The sequence below is a fragment of the Xanthomonas citri pv. citri genome (assembly GCF_000961215.1).
Taxonomy (GTDB): Bacteria; Pseudomonadota; Gammaproteobacteria; order Xanthomonadales; family Xanthomonadaceae; genus Xanthomonas; species Xanthomonas cissicola.
In genome coordinates this window covers 4036116-4056771 of sequence record NZ_CP008998.1, presented here as the reverse complement: position 1 = coordinate 4056771, position 20656 = coordinate 4036116, and the positions used below count along the sequence as shown (strand labels likewise).

Annotated in this window: 12 protein-coding genes and 1 riboswitch; of the genes, 6 read left to right on the top strand and 6 right to left on the bottom strand. The window is 64.3% G+C overall.

All coding sequences use genetic code 11. The features are described from left to right. The first annotated feature begins 47 nt into the window (after window positions 1–47). Window positions 48–695: a 3-isopropylmalate dehydratase small subunit gene (gene leuD / locus AMD14_RS17905; protein WP_011052292.1), complete on the top strand. Its 648-nt coding sequence runs from the start codon at window positions 48–50 to the stop codon at window positions 693–695. Between the two features lie 93 nt (window positions 696–788). Next, a complete protein-coding gene (leuB, locus tag AMD14_RS17900; RefSeq protein WP_011052291.1) occupies window positions 789–1862 on the top strand; it encodes a 3-isopropylmalate dehydrogenase in 1074 nt (357 codons plus the stop codon). A 357-nt stretch (window positions 1863–2219) separates the two neighbouring features. Here the strand turns inward: leuB and AMD14_RS17895 are convergent, their stop codons facing one another. From AMD14_RS17895 to ilvC, 5 genes are all read right to left on the bottom strand, one after another. Next, complete coding sequence (locus tag AMD14_RS17895) at window positions 2220–3782, bottom strand: 2-isopropylmalate synthase (protein ID WP_005912016.1); 1563 nt, start codon at window positions 3780–3782, stop codon at window positions 2220–2222. Further along, window positions 3779–4849 (bottom strand): threonine dehydratase, encoded by a 1071-nt coding sequence (locus AMD14_RS17890; protein ID WP_015463579.1) that lies wholly within the window; start codon window positions 4847–4849, stop codon window positions 3779–3781. The genes AMD14_RS17895 and AMD14_RS17890 overlap by 4 nt, the downstream gene beginning before the upstream one ends. Window positions 4850–4972: 123 nt before the next feature. Beyond that, a complete protein-coding gene (locus AMD14_RS17885) occupies window positions 4973–5230 on the bottom strand; it encodes an ACT domain-containing protein (RefSeq protein ID WP_003483347.1) in 258 nt (85 codons plus the stop codon). Next, entirely contained in the window at window positions 5214–6935 is a 1722-nt protein-coding gene (ilvG, locus tag AMD14_RS17880) for an acetolactate synthase 2 catalytic subunit (protein ID WP_011052289.1), read from the bottom strand. The genes AMD14_RS17885 and ilvG overlap by 17 nt, the downstream gene beginning before the upstream one ends. A gap of 40 nt (window positions 6936–6975) precedes the next feature. Then, a complete protein-coding gene (gene ilvC, locus AMD14_RS17875) occupies window positions 6976–7977 on the bottom strand; it encodes a ketol-acid reductoisomerase (RefSeq protein WP_003483339.1) in 1002 nt (333 codons plus the stop codon). 652 nt (window positions 7978–8629) lie between these two features. On the opposite strand from ilvC, the gene ggt reads away from it, so the two are divergent. Together ggt and AMD14_RS17865 are read left to right on the top strand one after the other, a co-directional pair. After that, on the top strand, window positions 8630–10339 hold the full coding sequence (gene ggt / locus AMD14_RS17870) for a gamma-glutamyltransferase (RefSeq protein ID WP_011052288.1): 1710 nt from the start codon (window positions 8630–8632) through the stop codon (window positions 10337–10339). Between the two features lie 59 nt (window positions 10340–10398). Further along, window positions 10399–12255 (top strand): methyl-accepting chemotaxis protein, encoded by a 1857-nt coding sequence (locus AMD14_RS17865; protein WP_170912701.1) that lies wholly within the window; start codon window positions 10399–10401, stop codon window positions 12253–12255. A 258-nt stretch (window positions 12256–12513) separates the two neighbouring features. Here the strand turns inward: AMD14_RS17865 and AMD14_RS17860 are convergent, their stop codons facing one another. After that, window positions 12514–15285, bottom strand: a complete 2772-nt coding sequence (locus AMD14_RS17860) for a TonB-dependent receptor (RefSeq protein WP_015463577.1) — start codon at window positions 15283–15285, stop codon at window positions 12514–12516. A gap of 431 nt (window positions 15286–15716) precedes the next feature. Further along, window positions 15717–15814: riboswitch (TPP riboswitch) on the top strand. A gap of 91 nt (window positions 15815–15905) precedes the next feature. Here AMD14_RS17860 and thiC point away from each other — a divergent pair. Continuing rightward, complete coding sequence (gene thiC, locus AMD14_RS17855) at window positions 15906–17783, top strand: phosphomethylpyrimidine synthase ThiC (RefSeq protein ID WP_011052285.1); 1878 nt, start codon at window positions 15906–15908, stop codon at window positions 17781–17783. A gap of 423 nt (window positions 17784–18206) precedes the next feature. After that, a complete protein-coding gene (locus AMD14_RS17850; protein ID WP_011052284.1) occupies window positions 18207–20561 on the top strand; it encodes a winged helix-turn-helix transcriptional regulator in 2355 nt (784 codons plus the stop codon). Window positions 20562–20656: the final 95 nt, after the last annotated feature.

Genomic DNA, 20656 nt, shown 5'->3' with positions numbered 1-20656 from the left:
CCGCCCTGCCAATTCCCCATTCTCCACTCCCAATTCCCGGCATTCCAATGACTCCCTTCACCCGACACACCGGATTGGTCGCGCCGCTGGATCGCGCCAATGTCGATACCGACCAGATCATTCCCAAGCAGTTCCTCAAGTCGATCAAGCGCACCGGTTTCGGTCCGAACCTGTTCGACGAGTGGCGCTATCTGGATATCGGCGAGCCTGGTCGCGACAACAGCACGCGCCCGCTCAATCCGGAATTCGTGCTCAATTTCCCGCGCTATCAGGGCGCCAGCGTCTTGCTGGCCCGGGAAAACTTCGGCTGTGGTTCCTCGCGCGAGCATGCGCCGTGGGCGCTGGACGAATACGGCTTTCGCACCGTGATCGCGCCGAGCTTTGCCGACATTTTCTACAACAACAGTTTCAAGAACGGCCTGCTGCCGATCGTGCTGGCCGAAGCGCAGGTCGATGCATTGTTCGAACAATGCCTGACGACCGAGGGCTACCAGCTCACCGTAGATCTGGCCGCGCAACGCGTACGCCGCCCCGATGGCGTGGAGTACGGCTTCGACATCGATGCCTTCCGCAAACACTGCCTGCTCAATGGCCTGGACGATATCGGCCTCACCTTGCAGGACGCCGATGCCATCGGGCGCTTCGAGCAAGGCCATCGCGCGCGCCAACCGTGGTTGTTTGGCGCGTTGCAGTAATGTCGAGCCGCAGATGCGCGCGCTCACCGCGCTGCGTGCGGACTGCATTGGATTGATGTCAATGACGCTGCGGCGTCACTTCACGAGGGTGGCATGAGCAAGCAGATTCTGATTCTTCCCGGCGACGGGATCGGGCCGGAGATCATGGCCGAAGCGGTCAAGGTGTTGAAGCGCATTGACGCGCAACACGGTCTGGGTTTTCAGCTGGTGTATGACGAGCTGGGCGGCACTGCGTACGACAAATACGGCAGCCCATTGGCCGATGAAACACTGGAGCGCGCGCGTGGCGCCGATGCGGTGCTGCTGGGTGCGGTGGGTGGCCCGCAGTGGGACACTATCGACCCGGCGCTGCGGCCGGAGCGTGGGTTGCTCAAGATCCGCTCGCAGCTGGGCTTGTTCGCCAATCTGCGGCCGGCATTGCTGTATCCGCAGCTGGCCGATGCGTCCACGCTCAAGCCGGAGGTCGTGGCCGGGCTGGATCTGCTGATCCTGCGCGAACTCACGGGCGGCATCTATTTCGGCCAGCCGCGTGGTAACCGCACCTTGGACAACGGCGAACGCCAGGCGTACGACACCTTGCCATACAGCGAGAGCGAGATTCGTCGCATCGCCAAGGCCGGCTTCGACATGGCACGCCTGCGCGGCAAGAAGCTGTGTTCGGTCGACAAGGCCAACGTGCTGGCATCGAGCCAGCTATGGCGTGCAGTGGTCGAAGAAGTGGCCAAGGACTACCCGGATATCGCGCTGTCGCATATGTACGTGGACAACGCAGCGATGCAGTTGGTGCGTGCTCCCAAGCAGTTCGACGTGATCGTGACCGACAACATGTTCGGCGACATCCTGTCCGACCAGGCATCCATGCTCACCGGTTCCATCGGCATGCTGCCTTCGGCCTCGCTGGATGCCAATAGCAAGGGTATGTACGAACCCTGCCATGGCTCGGCACCGGATATCGCCGGCAAGGGCATCGCCAATCCATTAGCCACGATCCTGTCGGTGGCGATGATGTTGCGCTACACCTTCGCGCGGGCCACTGCAGCAGATGCCATCGAACATGCGGTTGGCAAGGTGCTCGATCAAGGCCTGCGCACTGCCGACATCTGGTCGGAAGGCACTACCAAGGTCGGTACCGTGGCGATGGGCGATGCGGTGGTGGCCGCGCTGTAAACGCGCTCGCAGTCCCAAAGCGTTGTAGTACGCAGGAACGGTCGCCAGCGCGATAGCGCATCCGTGTCCTCAGCTGCCGACAGCAGCCGGCAGCAGCCGGTGGCTTGCTCGCGGACCGGTATGGCACCTTGAGCGGCATGGATGCCGCGCCAGAGCCTACATGGACGTACTCGCGGCGTGTCCCAGGCCGGTATGCGTGCAAGTGCCTGCAGTAGGCCGGAGCTTTGCCACGTCGGCAAGCGCGTAAGCAGCCAGCCGACACACTTGTAAAAAGTTCGCACGCAAAAACCGGAACGGCCAGCAGATCACTCTGCTGGCCGTAAGGCTTGCGTCATCTACCCAATGAAATGAGCAGGGTTACGCCACCGCAGCGGTCTTGCCGGCGACCACGCCACGCTCGCGCTGACGCAACAAGCGGTTGGCCACATCCAGCCACGCAAGCGCGCTGGCTTCGATGATGTCCTTGCTGGTGCCGGTGCCTTCGTATTCCACGCCGTCGTGGCGCACGCTCAGGCTGGCTTCGCCGCGCGCGTCCGCACCGATGCCCACGCTGTGCACCTGGTAGCTGTCCAGCTCCAGCTTCACGCCGGTGGCCGAGGCCAGTGCGCCGAAGAGCGCATCCACCGGCCCGTTGCCCTGCGCGGTTTCGGCCACACGGTTGCCTTCTGGGTCGGACAACTCCACCAACGCGTTGGCGCGGCTGCCCACGTCGCTGATGGTCATCGACGCCAGGCGATAGCCTTCCTGCACCGTGGCGTCCTGCATCAATGCCTGCAGATCGGCATCGGTCACCACGCGCTGCTTCTCGCACAGCGCCTTGAACTGTTCGAACACCAGCTTGACCTCTTCCTCCTCCAGCAGATAACCCAGCGCGCGCAGCCGCTGCTCGACCGCGGCGCGGCCGCTGTGGCGGCCCAGTACCATTTGCGAGGATTCCCAGCCTACATCTTCCGGGCGCATGATTTCGTAGGTGCCGCGATGGCGCAGCATGCCGTGCTGATGAATGCCCGATTCGTGCGCGAAGGCGTTGCCGCCCACGACTGCCTTGTTGCGCTGCACCGGCATGCCGACCAGGCGTTGCAACAATTGCGAGGTAGACACGATACGCGGCGTATTGATCGCCGAATCGATGTTGTAGAAGGCACCGCGCACCTTCAGCGCCATGGTGATTTCTTCCAGCGCGCAATTGCCCGCGCGCTCACCGATGCCATTGATGGTGCATTCCACCTGGCGCGCACCGCCTTCGATGGCCGCCAGCGAGTTGGCCACCGCCAGGCCCAGATCGTTGTGGCAGTGCGCGCTGAAGATGACCTTGTCGGCACCTTCCACGCTGGCGATCAGGCGCGAGAACATGCCACGGATTTCTTCCGGCGTGGTGAAGCCGACCGTGTCGGGCAAATTGATCGTGGTGGCGCCGGCGGCGATCGCCACGCGGGTGACCTCGGCCAGGAAATCTTCTTCGGTGCGGGTTGCATCCTCGGCAGAAAATTCCACATCGTCGACATAGCCGCGCGCCAGCGTCACGTGTCGGTGCACCGATTCCAGCACCTGCTCGCGGCTCATGCGCAGCTTGTGCTCGCGGTGCAGCGGGCTGGTGGACAGGAACACATGCAGGCGCGGGTTTGCGGCTGTCTCCAGCGCCTTGGCCGAGGTTTCGATATCGGCCTGCAGGCAGCGCGACAACACCGCCAGGGTGGGGCGGCGCAGTTCCCGGCCCATCATCGCCACCGCTTCGCGGTCCGAATGCGAGCTGGCAGGAAAACCGGTTTCGATGATGTCCACGCCGAGTTCGTCCAGCGCGCGCGCCATGACCAGCTTCTGCTGGGGCGTCATGCTGCAGCCGGGGGATTGCTCGCCGTCGCGCAGGGTGGTGTCGAAAATTCGGATACGCGGGGTCTGGTTGGATACGGTCGTGTTCACCAGGAAGACTCCTCTACGGCGATGGCGGTGACAGGCGTTGAAGCGACTGCGGATGGGCGGGAAAGAACGTGTGTGGCGGGTGGCGGATTGGCGCTGCGTTCGTTGCGGAGTCGCTCGGTATTGCGGCGGCGCGGCTTGCGTGGCGGACGCGGCCGCACCTCGGACAAGAGTGTGGCCAGCACGGTTGCGTCGATATTACCGCCAGAGACCACCGCACATTTGCGTTTGCCGGAAACGCGGCGACCGGCGGCCAGGGCGAGGGCGCCAGCGCCCTCGGCAATGACGTGTTCGTCCAGTGCCAGGCGCACCAATGTTTCGCGCAATTCGGCCTCGCGCACGATCACGACATCATCGAGCAGGCTCGAGCACAGGCGGCGCGTGAGCAGGCCTGGAATCTTGACCTTCACGCCATCGGCCAGCGTTGGGACCGGAGCGATTTCGCGCAGATCGCCGCGGACGGCGCGCGCCATCGAATCCACGCCTTCCACCTGCGCCCCGACCACGCGCACGCCTTGCGACTTCAATGCCAGCGCCACGCCGGAGGCCAGGCCACCGCCGCCGATCGGCACGATCACCACGTCCGGCGCATGCGCCGCCAGCTCGATGCCCACCGTGCCCTGGCCGGCGATCACGTCCGGGTCGTCGAAGGCGGACAGGAAGCGATAGCCGTTCTGGTCGGCCAGCTCGCGCGCAAACGCGAACGCTTCGTCGTAGCTGTTGCCATGTTGGCGCACCGTGGCACCCCAATGCGCGACACCGGCAATCTTGGTCTGCGGCGCGCCATAGGGCATTACCGTGATGGCCTGCACACCCAGCCGGTACGCCGACCACGCCACACCTTGCGCGTGGTTGCCGGCCGAGGCGCAGATCACCGGGCGCTCATCGCCGCGTTCCAGCCCGGCCAGCAACGCATTCAATGCGCCGCGCACCTTGTAGGAGCCGGTGCGCTGCAAATTCTCCAGCTTCAACCACACACCGAAGCGTTCGGCGTAGTGCAGCGGCGTGGGCGACAGGTACTTGCGCAGGCGTGCCTGTGCGGCCAGCACGTCGGCCACGCTCACGGCCACGTCGCCTACCTCTGGCTCCTGTGCGGAAGGGCGGCCGGAATCAGGCATTGCGGCACGCGCGCGGGCGATCCGGAAGAAGACACCTCCGGACAGCAGTCTGATGGTCGCGCGAGGTCTGCATGCTCATGCCGCAGCCTCGACCGATTCCAGTGCGGTGATCACCACCGATTCGCAGTCGTAGACCTTTTCCAGCTGCAGACGCAGCGTTTCCGGCGGACGGTTGCTGTCCACGTCCAGCAGCAGATGCCAGCGTCCGGCATCGTCTGGCGCTGCTGCGCCCTGGATCGCGCATGGGCGGAAGCCGCGGCGTTCGGTCATGCCGATCACCCGCACCAATGCGCCTTCTGCCGGCTTCAGCACCAGATCAAGCCGGTAACGCATGCGATGTCTCCTTGGCCGCATGTGCGGGATTGCTGTCCAGCATGGTGCTGTTGGCGTTGTTGGGCGGCACCAGCGGCCACACATTGGCACGCGCGTCGATCGCGACATGCAGCAGGCCGGGACCGGGCTGCGCCAGCAAGTCGGCCAGTGCCGTGTCCACATCGCCGCGGGCGATGATGCGCTTGGCCGGAATGCCGAACACGTGCGCCAACGCCGCAAAATCCGGGTTGTCGGACAGGTCGATTTCGCTGTAACGCTCGGCGAAGAACAGTTCCTGCCACTGCCGCACCATGCCTAGCGAGCTGTTGTCCAGCAGCACGATCTTCACCGGCAGCTTGCAGCGTGCAATCGTCACCAGCTCCTGCACGTTCATCATGAAACTGCCGTCGCCGGAGACTAGCACCACGGTGCGGTCAGGGCAGGCGAACTGTGCGCCCATCGCGGCCGGCAGGCCGAAGCCCATGGTGCCCAGCGCGCCGCTGGTGAGGTGATTGCGCGGGTCGTTGAAGCGGCAATGCTGCGCCACCCACATCTGATGCTGACCCACATCGCAGGCGATGATGGTGTCGGCCGGAGCCACTTCGCTCAGGCGCTTCAATAGCGCCGGTGCGTAGATGTCGGTGCCGGGCGCGTCGTAACGCGCGCCGAACTTTTCGCGGTTGGCGAAACAGCGCGTGCGCCAGGCCTGGCAGTTGCCGCGCGCCGCACTCAAGGCTTTCAGACTCACTGCCACGTCGCCGGGCACCGCGATATCGGCGGTGCGCAGCTTGGAGATCTCATATGCGTCGGCATCCAGATGGATGACGCGTGCGAACGGTGCGAACTCGCTCAGTTTGCCGGTGGCACGGTCGTCGAAACGCGCACCGACCACCACCAGCAGATCGCATTCCTGGATGGCCATATTGGCCGCACGGGTGCCGTGCATGCCCAACATGCCCAGATAGTCCGGATGCGCATGCGGTAATGCCCCCAGGCCGCGCAAGGTCAGCGCGGTCGGGATGCCGGTGGCCTCGACGAAACGCCGGAAGGCTTCCACCGCGCCGGCCAGCGCGATCCCGCCCCCGCCGTACACCACCGGGCGTTCGGCGCTGGCGATTGCTGCCAACGCGTCGGCCAGTTTCGCGTCCGCCGGCGCCGGCGGCGGCGACACCGCTGCCGGAACATGCAGGGGCAGATGCGAGGCGTCGGCCACCTGCACGTCCTTGGGCAGGTCGATCAGCACCGGCCCAGGGCGCCCTTCGCGCGCAATGCGAAACGCCTCGCGCACCATCTCCGGAAGCTCCTCCACACGCCGCACCAGGAAGCTGTGCTTGACGATCGGCATGGTCATGCCGAACACGTCCAGCTCCTGGAATGCGTCGGTGCCCAGCAGCGGCGTGGCGACCTGGCCGGTCAGGCAGATCATCGGCACCGAGTCCAGCATCGCATCGGCGATGCCGGTGACCAGGTTGGATGCGCCCGGGCCGGAGGTGGCCACGCACACGCCGACCCGGCCGCTGGCACGGGCATAGCCGTTGGCAGCCAGTGCAGCGCCCTGTTCGTGACGAACCAGGATGTGCTTGAGCCTGGAATCCACCAGGGCGTCGTAGAACGGCATGATGGTGCCGCCCGGATAGCCGAACAGCGTTTCCACGCCTTCGGCTTCCAGGGCCTGCGTCAGCCAGCGCGCGCCATTGCGGGGCGTGCTGTGTGCGGAGGTGTTCATGCGTTGCGGACCTTCGGTTTAAGCGGTGGGGGAGGCGGCGTTATGCCGCCTGTTGATTCGCAGGTGCGGCAGCGGCTTGCTGTTGCCCGTTGAGCCACACCATCTTGGCGCGCAGCTTCTTGCCCACTTCCTCGATCGGGTGCTCCAGATCGGCCTGCTTGAACTTGTTGTAGTTCGGCAGGCCGGCGTCGTATTCGGCCACCCAGTTCTTGGTGAAGGTGCCGTTCTGGATGTCGGTCAGCACATCCTTCATGCGCGCCTTGGTGCCGGCATCGATCACGCGCGGGCCGCTGACATAATCGCCGTATTGCGCGGTTTCGGAAACGAATTCCAGCATACGGGTGATGCCGCCTTCGTAGAACAGGTCCACGATCAACTTCAATTCGTGCAGCACTTCGTAGTATGCGATTTCCGGCTGATAGCCGGCCTCGACCAGCACTTCGAAACCGGCCTGCACCAGCGAGGAGGCGCCGCCGCACAGCACGGCCTGCTCGCCGAACAGATCGGTTTCGGTTTCTTCCTTGAACGTGGTCTTGATGATGTTGGCGCGCGCGCCGCCCAGGCCGCCGGCATAGGTCAACGCGAACTGCTCGGCCTTGCCGCTGGTGTCCTGGTAGACCGCATAGATGCACGGCACGCCGCGGCCGATTTCATATTCGCGACGTACCAATGCGCCCGGGCCCTTGGGCGCGACCAGCACCACGTCCAGATCGGCGCGCGGGGTGATCATGTCGAAATGCACGTTCAGGCCATGCGCGAACAGCAGGCAGGCGCCCTGCTTCATGTTCGGGGCGATGACCTCTTCGTAGAGCTTCTTCTGCACCATGTCCGGGGTCAGGATGGCGACCAGGTCAGCACTCTTGACCGCCTCGGACGGCGCCACGACGGTGAAGCCATCGGCCTGCGCCTTGGCCTCGGTCGGGCCACCGGGACGCAGGCCGACGGTGACGTCGAAGCCGGAATCGCGCAGGTTCAGCGCATGTGCGCGGCCCTGGCTGCCGTAGCCGATGATCGCGATTTTCGGTTGGGTGTGGTTGCTCATGGAATGTCCTTGCGGGTTGGCAGTGGAGATGGGCAGTGGATAAATGGATCAGCCGGCAGTGCGTGCACTGGCCGGCTGAGCAAAGCGGGGACGAGCGATGGCACTGCGCAGGCAACCACAGGCGCCCATGCGCGGCTGGGCGCATGGCGATGTTGCGGATGTGGCAGCGATGTCGTTCATGTCATTCGAAACTTTTGGTGATCCCTGAAACGCGAAACCCCGCGCCGTTGCCGGTGCGGGGTCTGATCGAAGCCTTGTGTGTCTGTTGCCTACACGAAGTCTCGTCCCGCACCGGTTGGCGAGGTAATAAGTACGAGCACGAGAAGCGACGCAGCCAACGCGCCGGAGGGCGCGGACATCGGGGCGTTCGAGGTGGTGGAATGGTGCGGCATGGGCCTGAGATAACCACCGCGGCAACCAGGGTGTCAACCCTTGCGCATGAAACATCCGCATCGATGCGCCGAGTCGCCTGCAAAGCCCCATGGCAGCTGCATGGTTACTGATGAAACATGATCGATACAGCACAAGAAGCGCTGACGAGGATCACCATCTGCGCGGTATTGAGCGCGCTGGCAAGTGTCGATTGGACGGCAGGGCACAGCCCGCTGGTATGGTTGGCACCTCATTCTCAGTGTCTTAGGGGCCATCGGTGATGCGTCGCGTACCTGTGTTGTTGGTGTCTGCTCTGGCGCTGCTCGCGCCGCCTCTCGGCGCTGCCGACCGCGTCACCGGGCAGCCGTTTGCCACCCGCTCGGAAGTCATTGCGCCGCATGCCATGGCCGCGACTTCGCAACCGCTGGCCACCCAGATCGCGCTGGATGTGATGAAGGACGGCGGCTCGGCGGTGGATGCAGCGATCGCGGCCAATGCGGCGCTGGGCCTGATGGAGCCGACCGGCAATGGCGTGGGAGGGGACCTGTTTGCGATCGTCTGGGACCCCAAGACCCACAAGCTCTACGGTTACAACGGCTCCGGCCGCTCGCCCAAATCGCTGACCCTGGCCGAGTTCCAGCGCCGTGGCTTGAAGGACATTCCGCCGACCGGCCCGTTGCCGGTATCGGTGCCGGGTGCGGTGGACGGCTGGTTCGCGCTGCACGCGCGCTTCGGGCGCAAGCCGATGGCACAGAACCTGGCGCCAGCGATCCGCTACGCGCGCGAAGGCCATCCGGTCGCCGAGACCATCGCCTATTACTGGGACCGTTCGGTGCCGCGCTTGTCGCAATACCCCGGTTTCAAGGAGCAATTCACCATCGACGGCCACGCCCCGCGCAAGGGCGAGCTGTGGAAGAACCCGAACCTGGCCAACACGCTGCAGCAGATTGCCGACGGCGGTCGCGATGCGTTCTACAAGGGCGACATCGCCCGTACCATCGGTGCCTACTTCAAGGCCAATGGCGGCTACCTCAGCTATGAGGACCTGGCCAGTCATACGGGCGAGTGGGTCGAACCGGTGTCCACCAACTACCGTGGCGTTGATGTGTGGGAGCTGCCGCCCAACAGCCAGGGCATCGCCGCGTTGCAGATGCTCAACATCCTCGAAGGCTACGACTTCTCCAAGATTCCGTTCGGCTCGGCTGAGCACGTGCACTTGTTCACCGAGGCCAAGAAGCTGGCGTTCGCCGACCGCGCGCGCTTCTACGCCGACCCGGCGTTTCAGCCGGCACCGCTGGCCAAGTTGATCTCCAAGGACTACGCCAACCGGCGGCGCGCGCTGATTTCGATGGACAAGGCACTCAAGGAAGTACAGCCGGGGACACCCAAGCAGCTGGAAGAAGGCGACACCATCTACATGACCGTGGCCGATGCCGACGGCATGATGGTCTCGCTGATCCAGTCCAACTATCGCGGCATGGGCAGTGGCATGGCGCCGCCGGGGCTGGGTTTCATCCTGCAGGACCGCGGCGAGATGTTCGTGCTGAAGAAGGATCATCTTAACGGCTATGCGCCGGGCAAGCGGCCGTTTCAGACCATCATCCCGGCCTTCGTCACCAAGGACGGCAAGCCCTGGCTGAGCTTCGGCGTGATGGGCGGGGCGATGCAGCCGCAGGGGCATGTGCAGATCGTGATGAACCTGGTGGACTTCCACATGAACCTGCAGGAAGCCGGCGACGCGCCGCGCATCCAGCATGAAGGGTCCACCGAACCGACCGGGCAGGCCACCGCGATGAGCGATGGCGGCGAGGTCAATCTGGAAACCGGCTTCTCCTACGACACCATCCGCGCGCTGATGCGCAAAGGCCATCGGGTGATCTTTGCCGACGGCCCGTACGGTGGGTATCAGGCCATCGCCCGCGACCCGGTCAGCGGCGTGTACTACGGTGCTTCGGAAAGCCGCAAGGACGGCCAGGCGGCCGGATACTGAGCGCGCCGGCGCGCCGGCCCGCGCCTCAATTCCCCGCGCAGCGCGCCGATAATCACCGGATGGAGCAGGAGCCCCTCATGAATTCGATGCAACAGCCCGATCCGCCGTCGCAGGCCCAGATGGCCGTGCTCCCGGATGCGCCGGTCGCCTTGCTGCGGTTGTCTGCGGAGGCGTGTGTGGTGGCCTGCAACCGCGTCGGCCTGGATGTGCTGGGCAAAACGGCGGTCGAGCTGCAGGGGGCGCCGGCCTCGGTGGTGTGGGGGTTGAGCGCCGCCGACCTGGTTGGCGAAGACGGCGTCTGGGCTGCCCCGGGCGACGACCCGGCGCAGCGCGTGCGCTATGTACGCGATCGCGAACATGGCGGCTGGATGCTGTCGCTGCCGCATGTGGAAACCGCGATCCTGCTGCGCGAGGCCACGCGTCTGGCCGACGGCAGCCGGCCGGTGCCGATCTCGCCCTTGCTGCAGCCGCTGGTTGCGCGCCTGCAAGCCGAGCACGAAGACCGCACGGTGCTCGAGCGCACTGCCCAGGCGTTGGCCGGTTGCGAACTCGAACTCCTGTTGCCGCCGGGACTGGCAGAAACCGAGATGGGCCGGCGGCTGCAAGCCGGGTTCGGCAATCTGGCCGAGGCCATCCGCCAGGCAGTGGCCTTGTCGGTGCAGATCGCCGCCGGAGTGCCACCGCTGGTGGCCGAAAACGATGAAATGGTGCGCCAGTCGCAAGCCCAGAACGAGGCGCTGGACGGCGCGCGCGCCGCGGTGGAGCGGCTGTCGTCGAGCCTGCAGGACGTCAATGCCGAACTGGCGCAGGTCATCGCGTTGGCCGCCAGCGCCGATGACAGCGCGCGGCAAGGTGTCGCTGCGGCACATGCGCTGGGCCAGGCCATGCACGAAGTGGAACGTCGCGCGGCACGCGCGGGCGAAGTCATCGAAGTCATCGACTCGGTGGCGTTCCAGACCAATATCCTGTCGATCAACGCCAGCATCGAAGCCGCGCATGCCGGCGATGCCGGACGCGGGTTTGCGGTGGTGGCTACCGAGATCCGGCGGCTGGCCGAGCGCGCCGCCGCTGCCGCACGCGACGTGCGCGCGATCCTGGCCGAAACCAGCGCTGCAGTGGGGGAGGGCGCAGCTTCTGCACGTGGCACCGAAGCGGTGCTCGATGGCATCACTCGCGTGCTCGGGCAGGCCAGCAGCGCGATGACCACGGTGGCCGGGCGCATCCACGCGCAGGACGGCGAAATTCGCGGGATCGAGCGTGCGGTAGATGGCGTGGTGGCGTTGGGCCGCAGCAATCTGCAGCACGCCGCGCACGTGGCCGAACGCAGCGAAGCGCTGGAGCGCGGCACCGAAACCCTGCGCGATTGCGTGGGCTTGTTCCGGTTGCCGCCGGACCCACTGCAAGTGCCCAGGCACGCGCTGGTCAAGCAGCTGGCCGTTGCCACGTCCGGCAAGATCGGCAGTGCCCTGGCGCAGGCCATCGCGCGCGGGCAGATCGGGCAAGCCGCATTGTTTGCGCGCACCTATACGCCGATCGCCGGCGTGGAGCCGCCCAAGTTCAGTACCGACTTCGATGCGCTCTGCGACCAGTTGCTGCCCGCTTTGCAAGAGCCGCTGCTGGAGGCGCACCCGTGGATCGTCTTCGCGATCTGCGCCAATCCCGACGGTTATGTGCCCACGCACAATCTGCGCTTCACCCAGCCGTTGACCGGCGATGCCAAGCGCGATCTGGTCGGCAACCGCACCAAGCGCAAGTTCACCGACCGTGTTGGGCGCAGCGTGGGCGCGCATACCGACCCTTACCGCCTGCAGGTCTATCGTCGCGATACCGGTCAGATCATGTTCGACCTGTCCACGCCGATCTTCGTCGGCGGCAAGCACTGGGGCGGCTTGCGGGTGGGTTATACGCTGGAGTGATGGTTACCCGGCCGGGGGCCTGGCTGCTGTGCGTCAACCCGGACAAAAAAAGCCGCCGAAGATCGGCGGCAGGGAGAGAGAGCAGGTTTCTTGTTGTAGTGACTGCAGGCTAGCGGTGCGATGTGCCGTGGAAATGTCTGTGCATGTCGCCTTCGCCCTGCCGTGTGCCAGTCGCCCGATTGCGTGTTAGCCGTGCCACACAGACAACGGCCTCCCGAAGGAGGCCGTCGTGACAACACGTGTATCAGGACAGCGCGCTCAGAAGCGCTGCGTGTATTGCAGGTAGCTGTAGCGTCCCGGGATGGCATAGGCCGAATCGAACGAGTTGGCCGAGGCGCTGAGCGCGACCGGCGGGTCGCGGTCGAAGACGTTGTTCAGACCCAACCGCACGGTCGCATTCCATGGAAGTTGGTAAGACACCTGCATGTCGTTGAACGCGGTCGCCGCAACGTGGCGATAGTTTCCGTTGTCGTCCAGTTCCGAATCGTAGTCCTTCATGCCCGAGTAGTAACGCACGGCCCAGTTGGCGGCCAGATTGCCGTAGCTCCAGTCCAGGGTCAGCGTGCCGCGGGTGCGCCAGTTCGGGTTATTGGTGTGGTAGATGCCGTTGTAGCTTTCCCACGCGGAATTGTCGTCCTGCTTCTGCTCGTTGACCGCCACGTAGGTCGAATCCAGCGTGAGCATGAACTGGCCGATTGCGGTCTGCGGCAGTTTGTAACGCGCAGTGAAATCGTAGCCTTGCATGCGTTGCTCGCCGACATTCACCGGCTGGATCACCAGGCCGGTGATGGCGCCCGTCGCATCGCGGGTCACCAGATCGCAGAACGCCGAGACGTTGAACTGGTAACACTGCGACAGGATCTGATTGGCGCTGAATTCGGTGATGGCGTCGGTGATTTCGATCTTCCACCAGTCCAGCGACACGTCCAGGCCTTGCACCGAGGCCGGGCTGTAGACAAAACCAAGCGTGGTGTTCTTGGATTTTTCCGGTTGCAGATTGGCGTTGCTGGTGTAGGTGAACGGATAGATGGTCTGGCCGGAGTTGCCGCTGGCGCTGTTGTATTCGGCAACGTAATTGGCAGGCACGCCGCGGGCTGCGCATGTGGCCGCGATCGCGCTGGTGTAGGAGGTGCTATTGGTCGAGCAGGGATCGGAATAGGTATCGAAGCTGTCCGATGCGCCCAGATACAGATCTTCGATCGATGGCGCGCGGAAACCGGTCGCGTAATTGCCGCGAATCAATAGGTCGGCGACCGGCTTCCACTTGAAGCCGAACTTGCTATTGGTGGTGCTGCCGAAGGTGTTGTAGTCCGAATAACGCACTGCTGCGCTCAATTCCAGCAACTGCGCACCGGGCACATCCTTCAGCAGTGGGATGGCCACTTCGGTGTAGTAGTCGTTGAGCGTGTACGAGCCAGAGGTGGGCGTGAACGAATTGCCCGAGGTATAGCCGGCCGAGATCAAGGCGTCCGGCGAGGAGAATCCGCTTTCCTCGCGGTGTTCGACACCGGCAGCAAAACTCATCCAGCCGGCGGGCAGCTCGAACAGATCGCCGGTGAGATTGGCGGTGAAGCTGCTGTTTTTGTATTGATATGTGTTGTGCGCAGTGAACAGGATGTAGTCCAGCATTTCCTGGGTCACGCCACCGGCCGGCGACAAGGGGTTGAACGGTACGCAGCCGGCAATGACGGCGCCGCCGCTGTCCAGGCACGCCAGGGTGCCATTGACGATGCCGGATGCACCGAGCGCGTTGCTCAGGTTGAGCAGATTGACATCGCCATACTGGGTTTCGGTCTGGTCGGTCTGGTTGTGCGCAAAGCCCACATCCCAACTGAACTGCCGGTCGGCGAACTGGAAGTCGCCTTCCAGCCCGGTGTACACGTGCGAGGTCTTGACGTCCTGCTGGTAGGTGCGTGCGAATTCGGTCAGGCGGTGCGACCAGCCCACATCGCGCCCGTCGCCGCCGTAGGCGGCGTTGTACGGGTTGTAGTAGCTGTCGCCGCTCAACAGGATGCCGGTGTTGACGGAAGCCAGCGGAAAGCCGGCCAGTTGCTGCGACGACTGGCGGCGGTTATACAGTCCATCGAACTTGAAGCGCACGTTGTCGGTGAGTGCGTAATTGCCCTGCACGTACAACGCGTCGCGCTTCTGTGGCGTGACCAGGTAATTGTCCTTGGCGTAGTTGTAGCCATATTCGGATGTGTTGAAGGCGGTGTACTGGTCCAGGGCGTAGCGCGGATACCTGCTGTCGCCGCTCGCGGTAGCGCTGTCGGGCAACACCGTCCAGGCGCCGCTGGTGCCATTTGCACGGAGGCGGCCGCTTGCCGAGTAGCTGCTATAGGCCGACGAGCCCGCGCCGTACACTGGCTCGGCCGAGATCTCCCGGTCGCCCGCCATCACCGCATCTTCCTTGACGCTGGACAAGCCGATGACCAGATTGCCGCGCTCGCTGGTGGCGCCCACGGTGGCGTCGAAGGAGGTGCGCTGACCGTCGCCCTGGCCGTACTGGCCAACGTAGGCGTTGACTTCGGCCCCATCGAAATTGGTGCGGGTAATGATGTTGACCACGCCCGCGATGGCATCGGAGCCATAGATCGACGAGGCGCCATCCTTGAGGACTTCCACGCGCTCCACGATGGCCGAGGGAATGGTGTTCAGGTCCACCGAGCCGGACAGGCCCGAGACCCACCGCCGGCCATTGACCAGCACCAGGGTGCGTGAGGCGCCCAGGTTGCGCAGGCTCACCGTGGCCGAGCCGTCGCCGCCGTTGTTGACGGTGGTGTTCATCGTCGCACCGTTGGAGGGGATGCGCTTGAGGACATCGGCAACCGAGGTCAGGCCCTGCTTTTCGATGTCCTGGCGCGTGAGTACCAGCACCGGTTGCGAATTTTCAACATCGACCGAGCGGATGCGCGAACCGGTGACTTCGATCTTGTCCAGGTTGGTCGGATTCTTCTCGGTCTGTTCCTGGGCGATGGCGCTCGTGCTGACGCACAGGCTGATGGCGATCGCGAGCGAACCCCGACGCATCGTCGGGTGGAGCGTTGTCATAGTCATATGTACGGCGGTTCCCGGTAGAGGAGGAGCGACAGCGCGATCCCCGTGAATGACACCTGCATGCGTGCGGTGTCTTCGGCACGCCACGCAGGCTTAGCGGGAATTTAACGAGCGGGTTTCGCCGCCGTTTTTCGCCAATCCGCGCCTTGTTGCATCGCGACGCGCGCAATGCATCGGCGCGCCATGCAATGCCTGGGCAGCGCTGGACGTGTGCTGCAGCGACGTGAGATGACCTGCGCGGACATATGTCGCCGCCGAGCGCGACCACCTTGCTGCACGCAACATCGGGCCAGTGCGGCCGCTGCATCAGTGCGGTATGCCCAGGGGGTTTAGCTCGACGCCGTGCGCGCTGCGGTATCTCGCGACGTTTGTTTAGCTGCGCTGGGTGCGATGTGGTTTAATCGCCGCCGAAGTGGGGGTACCGCAGCGTGCTGCGGTTGAGATAGTCCCTTCGAACCTGATCCGGCTGATACCGGCGTAGGGAAGCTTCGTCAGATGCGATGGTCCGTGTGTGCACGGGCGATCGGTATCGAGCGCCGCCGCTTCGTCCGCACTGCGACTCCTTCGCAGGGCCAGCACACAGGACGAATGCCATGAATGCCGCGCCCACCGTTTTGCAGCAACAAGCCCAGTCGTTGTCGGAGGCTGTCACCCAGCCGATTCCCGGTTCACGCAAGATCTTCGTGCGAGGCTCGCGCGCGGATCTGCAAGTGCCGATGCGCGAGATCGCGTTGACGCGTACGCCCACCTTGTTCGGTGGCGAAGAGAATCCGCCGCTCAGCGTCTACGACACGTCCGGGCCTTACACCGATCCGCGGGTGGCGATCGATCTGGCAGCCGGTCTGGCACCGCTGCGTGCGCAGTGGATTGCCGAGCGTGGCGACACGCTCGCCCTGGACGGCCTGAGCTCCAGCTTCGGGCGTGGCCGCGAGCACGATGCGCGTCTGGATGCAGTGCGCTTTCCGGCGCGGCGTCTGCCGCGGGTCGCGCGCCAGGGCGCCAACGTCACCCAGATGCATTACGCGCGCCGCGGCATCATCACGCCGGAAATGGAGTACGTGGCGATCCGCGAAAATCAGCGCCTGGAAGCGGTGACCGATGCAAGCTTGCGCAAGCAGCATCCGGGCCAGGCGTTCGGCGCCTCGATCCAGCAACGCATTACACCGGAGTTCGTGCGCGAAGAGATCGCACGCGGCCGTGCGATCTTGCCCAACAACATCAATCACCCCGAAAGCGAGCCGATGATCATCGGCCGCAATTTCCTGACCAAGATCAATGCCAACATCGGCAACAGCGCGGTGTCCTCAGGCATTGCCGAAGAAGTCGAGAAGCTGGTGTGGTCGATCCGCTGGGGCGGGGACACGGTCATGGATCTGTCCACCGGCAAGCACATCCATGAGACGCGCGAGTGGATCATCCGCAACTCGCCGGTGCCGATCGGCACGGTGCCGATCTATCAGGCATTGGAAAAGGTCGATGGGCGCGCCGAAGAACTCACCTGGGACATCTTCCGCGACACCTTGATCGAACAGGCCGAACAGGGCGTGGATTACTTCACCATCCACGCTGGCGTGCTGCTGCGCTACGTGCCCCTGACCGCAAAGCGCGTGACCGGCATCGTGTCGCGTGGCGGTTCGATCATGGCCAAGTGGTGCCTGGCGCATCACAAAGAGAACTTTCTCTACACGCACTTCGAAGACATCTGCCAGATCATGAAGGCCTACGACGTGGCGTTTTCGTTGGGCGATGGCCTACGCCCCGGCTGCATTGCCGATGCCAACGACGCGGCGCAATTCGGCGAGCTGGAAACGCTGGGCGAGCTGACCAAGCTCGCCTGGCAGCACGATGTGCAGACCATGATCGAAGGTCCCGGCCATGTGCCGATGCAATTGATCAAGGAAAACATGGACAAGCAGCTGCGCGAATGCGGCGAGGCGCCGTTCTACACCCTGGGCCCGCTGACCACCGACATCGCGCCGGGCTACGACCACATCACCAGCGCGATCGGCGCGGCAATGATCGGCTGGTTCGGCACCGCCATGCTCTGCTACGTCACTCCGAAAGAACACCTGGGCCTGCCCAACCGGCAGGACGTGCGCGACGGCATCATGGCCTACAAGATCGCCGCGCATGCGGCCGACCTCGCCAAGGGGCATCCGGGCGCGCAGGTGCGCGACAACGCCTTGAGCAAGGCGCGTTTCGAGTTTCGTTGGGACGACCAGTTCCATCTTGGCCTGGATCCTGAAAAGGCCAAGGAGTTCCACGATGAGACCCTGCCCAAGGACGCGCACAAGCTGGCGCACTTCTGCTCGATGTGCGGGCCGCACTTCTGTTCGATGAAGATTACCCAGGACGTGCGTGATTACGCGAACGAGCACGGCGTGAGCGAGGCGCAAGCGCTATCGACAGGCATGCAGGAAAAGTCCGCGCAATTTGTCGCGCAGGGTGCACAGGTCTATCGCGCCACCTGACGCGTGACATGGCAGCGCTTCACAGATCGTATGTAGCGCCTGCTTAGGAAAAATTCAGTTTTATATTGAACAGATTGCAGCGCGGTTCGCAAGTGCCGCGCTACGACCGGGTTGCAAGCGATTCCAATAGATAAGGGTTTCGGCTGATTTAGCTGAATCGCAGATAAAAAAATCGCGCCAGAAGGCGCGAAGGGTACGTCGTCATTATTCGAATTCGTCGGCGAGAGAGAGAGAGCCTGACGCTGCCGCCTGTCGTAGGAAGCAACGGGGCATAGCGTAAAATTTGCACCAAATGGATGCATGACACAGTTGGTCGTCGTCCTTTGCCGAATTTGGCGTTTCGCGAAAAGCGCGGGGCGCTCTTTGTTGTTCTTGCATGCCGACGCGTGTTTTTTGCCGATGAGTGTTCCTCCCGTCATTGCAATGCCATCGGGCCGGCTACGGGTCGGCCAGTGCGTGGTCGACGTTGCCTCGCGCGAGGTGCACGCACCTGGCGCAAAGCGTCCGCTGCGGCTGGCGCCCAAATCCCTGGCAGTGTTGCTGACCCTGGCGCGGCAGCCGGGCCAGGTGGTCACGCGCGAGCAACTGCTGGCCGAGGTTTGGCCCGATACATTGCCGACCAACGATGTGGTGACCCAGGCGGTCACGCAGCTGCGCAAGGCGTTTGCCAGCCACGGCGGGCAGCGCTCGGAGCACATCGAGACCATCGCCAAGACCGGGTATCGCTTGATGGCGGCGGTTGTGTGGGAAGCGCATGCACCTGCATCGGCAACGCTGCCGGATGAGGCACCTGATTCGGATGCGTTCGAGCCGGCTCAGCCACACGCAGGCGTGGCGTCGGTCCCCGCGCAGTCCGATACTGTTGCACCACCCATCCGCGCCGCGCGTGGTCAGCCTGTGGCGCCCGTCGCTGCGGAACCGGCCGCTTCGACGCCGGCCGCGCCGCGGCAACGGCGCTCGATGGCGCTGGCAGTCGCCTGCGTGGCGTTGCTGGTCGTGCTGGGGCTTGCGGCATGGACCTCATGGCGACGTGCCCCGGCGCCTGAGGCCGCGCAAGCGCCTGCGGTCTTGGGCAGCCCCAAGCGGCCGTATCAGGTGATTACCGCAGGCGGTGGCTTCGATCTCACGCCAAGCCTGTCGCCCGATGGCGCGATGGTGGCGTACGCCTCATTGACCGGCGATCGTGCCGGCACCTCGATCCTGGTCAAGACCACCGACAACGCCTATCCGCGGGTACTGGAGACGCCTGGACCCGGCGTCTCCGATCGTTTGCCGGCGTGGTCGCCGGATGGCCGCCAGATCGCGTTTTCCAGGCAGGCGCCCGATGGGAGCTGCCGGATCATGATCGCTGCGGCCACCGGGCCGGCGGCCTCGCGCGAGCTCGTGCGGTGCGATGGTGCCGACATGCTGAGTTTCAGCTGGTCGCCGGATGGGCGCGCGCTGGTATTTGGCAGCATGACCGGCACGCGCGGCGCGGTCCGCATGCGTCGCCTGGATCTGGCAACCAGGCAGTGGCAGGCGCTGGACTACCCGGCGCAGGCGGGTGATTTCGATTACGCGCCGCGGTATTCGCCCGATGGGAATTGGATTGTCTTTCTACGTAATCCGCAGCTCGGGGACCTGTGGCGGATTCCGGCCGAAGGCGGCGTTGCCGAACGGCTCACCCATGACAACGCCGATATCCGTGGATGGAGTTGGCTGCCCGACGGCAGCGGTTTGATCTTCGGGCGTCGCGTGGACAGCGAGGCGCGGCTGTATCGCCTCGATCTGCGAGACCACAGCTTGCACGATGTGGGCGTGGACGATGCGCAGGCACCGGACGTGGCGCACGGCCATCTGGTGTTCGTGCAACGCAAGCCGCAATTCGGCGTCTACCAGGTCATTGGCGACACGATGAACGGCGGCTACATTCGACGCCGCCTGTTTCCATCCAGCGGGCGCGACGATCAGCCGATGATCGCGCCGGACGGGCGCCAGCTGATCTTTGCATCCAATCGATCCGGTGCGTACGGGCTGTGGTGGGGCGATGTCAGCAAGCCCGGCTCGGTGCGCTTGATCGAAGGGCTGCGCCCGGATTCTCGCCAGGCCGCCGACTGGTCAGCCGATTCGCAACGCGTGCTGGTCAGCGGCAGCGATGCAGCCGGGCATGCCGCGTTGTTCGAAGTGACCCCCGGTAGCGGCCAGGTGGTGCGACTGCCTGTGCCGCAGCCGCGCCCGCTGCAGGCGATCCATCTTCCCGACCCCCACCGGTTGCTGGTGCTTGCTGCTGCCGACGACGGGCATACCTTCGCAACGCTGTACGACCGGCGCAGCAGCCCATGGCGCGCGCTGGCAACGCTGCAGGACGTTTCGCAACTACGCCTGGACCGCGTCAGCGGACAGGTGTTGCTGACTCGTCTCAGCGGCGGCGGTGTCTGGCAGGTCGCTCCGTCGCTGGCGGCCGATACCTTGCATGCCGTCGATCCGCAGCAGCCGTCGCGCTGGCGGTATCGCAGTTGGGCGCCGGGCGTGAATGGCCAGCTGCATTACCTGTCGTCGACCGACAGTTGCGCTGCCTACGATAGCGAGCTGCGCAGCGGTCGCGGCCAGTGTCTGGATGCGGTCAAGTTCACCACCATCAACGGTTTCAGCCTGAACCAGCATGACGGGACGCTGTATGTGTCGCTGGCCGAAGAAGATGGCAGCGCTATTGCGTACATGGCGCTGCCGCAGCATTCCGTGGCGCCTGTTGGCGTCATTGCTAACTTATTGTCGGTATTGAGAAAAATTACCTCGTAAGTTCTTCGGAAAGGCTTCGTGGCAATTTCGGCACAGTTTCGTCAAAACTTCCTGACCGACGCCACATTCGGCAAAACACTACGCCCTCTTTTGTA